Source organism: Streptomyces sp. SID11385 (assembly GCF_010548245.1).
GTDB lineage: Bacteria > Actinomycetota > Actinomycetes > Streptomycetales > Streptomycetaceae > Streptomyces.
Genome location: NZ_JAAGLR010000233.1, coordinates 1 through 2281, shown reverse-complemented (window position 1 = coordinate 2281; position 2281 = coordinate 1). Strand labels below are relative to the sequence as shown.

Sequence of the window (2281 nt, the reverse complement as noted above, 5' to 3'; positions counted from 1 at the left end):
CGGTCCCCCCGCCCGCGCCCTCGCTGACCGGCCCCCCGCCCCAGGCCGCCCCCGCCACGCGCGTGCCCGTACCGCCCGCCGCGAGCGAGGCGACCCGCCTCCTGTGCGTCGGCGTGCACCACGACCGGGCCTTCCGCGAGGCGGTGCTCGACGAGCTGTACGTGCACGAGGAGCGGTTCGCCGCGCCCTCGACCGGCATCGACGCGGGCCGCGTCCTCTCGCACGCCGTCCGGGCCCGGAACCAGGACGTCGCCTGGGCGGCCGGCATCCTCGGCCTGTGGCTGCTCGGGCTCGTCGTGACCGGCGGGCTCCTCTTCCTGGCGCTCCTCGGCAGCGTCGGTCTCGTCGTCGCCCGCTGGATCAGGGGCACGGGCCCCCTGGACTCCGGAGTTGCCCTCGTCCGCCGGGTTCTGGCCTTCTGGGTGCGCTGGATGTCGCGCCTCTACCTCGCGTACGTCCTCTTCACTCTCGTCCTGGTCGCCCTCTTCCTCGGCGGCACGGCCTTCTCCGGCGAGACGCTCTTCTCCGGAACTCTCGCCGTCGCGCGCCTCTCCGCCGTCCTCACCCTCTGCGTGCTCGGCGGCATCGTCGCCTGCGTCGCCCTGCGGCGCGGGCAGTTCGCCCGCGTGGTGAGCGAGGAACTCTCCCCGGCCCGCTTCCCCCACCTCCCCGGCGACCCCGCCGAGACCGGCGCGGGCGAGCGCCTCGTCCGGCTGCGCGCCAGGCTCCGCGCCGAACAGCACCAGCCGCTCGTGATGTACGAGGAGGACTGGCCCTTCCGCGGCTTCGGCACCCCCTTCCGTACGTGGTCGCTCTCCATCGAGCTGCGCCCGCGCGGCGACGAGCGGCCCGTGCCGCTCGACAACGGCGAGATCCTGCGCCGCATCGTCCCGCTCGTCGAGGCGCTGCGCGTGCCCTCGCCGCGCCGGGACCCGGCCGTCGCGGGCGCCGTCATCGACCGGCTGCGCGAACTGCGCCTGGACGAGTGCGTGTTCCTGCCCGCCGACGGCATCGAGTTCCGCGAGGCGGCACCGTACGCGCCGCAGGACTTCGAGGCGCACCGCGTGGCGGCGCTCGAAGAGGGCGGCGAGGCGCGGCGGCACTTCCTGCGCATCCGCGTCGGCGGCTTCGACGAGGAACTCGTCGTCACCGTCTTCGTCCGCGTGCACACGCAAGGCGGCATGCTCATGGCCGAGTTCGCGCCGCACGTCCTCCAGCCCGTGCGGCGCGCCTACCGGCTCGCCGAGCGGGAGGCGCGCCGCCACCGGACCCTGCACCGGGTGGGCCACATCGCCTGGGCGATCGTCCACACCCCCGCCTCCTTCGGCCACGCCGTGCGCACGCTCGGCGGCTGGCTGCGCGGCGAACTCCTCCGCCTCCTCGCCGGATACGCGGGGGCCCCGGCCGAGGGGCCCTCGGTGGCGGTACGCGAACTCGGCACGGACGAGGAGCTGTCGCTCTTCCAGGAGATGGACCTCACCCGCTACCTCAAAACGATCGAGGACCGCGTGGCGGGCGGGGTGCGCACGGCGCTGCGCGAGGCCGGCTGGGCCACCGACGAGTTCGACCAGAAGATCGTCCACGTCGCGAACGGCGGCGTCTACATCGACACCGCCAAGGACAGCGCCATCGGCATCGGCAACGACAACACGATCAGCCACACCGCGGCGGGCAAGGGGGAGAAGAAGTAATGACCGGGGCAGCGGAGCAAGGCCACGACAGGCAGGGCGTCCACATCGGTTCCGTCGAGGGCAGCGCCTTCGCGATCGGTGACGGGAACAAGGTCTCGTACGTACGGGGCGGCACCGCGCCCGGCGACGAGGCGCAGGCGGCGCTCCTCGCCGCCGTCACCGGGCTGCGCGCGGACCTCGCGCGCTTCACGGCGAGCCCGGACAACGCGGCGCTCGACGCCGAACTCGCCGCCGTCGAGGGCGAGATCACCACGGGGGGCAGCGCCTCGCGCGGCCGGCTCACGCGGTTGCGCGAGGCCGTCGACGTCGCCGGACCGCTGGTGGGCGCGCTCGCCTCGGGGGCCGCCGTCGTCGAATCGCTCGTCGCACTCCTGGGGGGCTGAGGCATGCCGCGCGCGATGCCGCGCTGGAACGCGTTCGCGCAGCGCTGGGAGCACGGGGCGTACGGGGCGTACGGGGAGCACGGCGGGCCGACGCCCGCGTACACGCCGCCGGTCCCGGGAACGGCCCCGTACGTGGTCGCCCCGCCGGTCCAGGACACGGCGTCCTCCGGTCCGGGGGCGGCGCCGAACGAGACCGTGCTCCCCTCC

2 protein-coding genes and 1 pseudogene are annotated in these 2281 nt (G+C 75.0%); all 3 read left to right on the top strand.

Annotation, left to right across the window (positions count from 1 at the left end; all coding sequences use genetic code 11):
- The coding region (locus tag G3I42_RS07160) for a hypothetical protein (protein ID WP_164283450.1) at positions 1-1691 on the top strand (1691 nt) is incomplete at its 5' end.
- Entirely contained in the window at positions 1691-2074 is a 384-nt protein-coding gene (locus G3I42_RS07155) for a hypothetical protein (RefSeq protein WP_164283448.1), read from the top strand. The genes G3I42_RS07160 and G3I42_RS07155, both read left to right, overlap by 1 nt.
- A 3-nt stretch (positions 2075-2077) precedes the next feature.
- Positions 2078-2281 (top strand): annotated as a pseudogene (locus tag G3I42_RS07150) (hypothetical protein); the annotation flags it as partial.

Bases quoted from the DNA above. Each gene is read 5' to 3' on its own strand.
- G3I42_RS07155 (WP_164283448.1), top strand. From the start codon at position 1,691: ATGACCGGGGCAGCGGAGCAAGGCCACGACAGGCAGGGCGTCCACATC.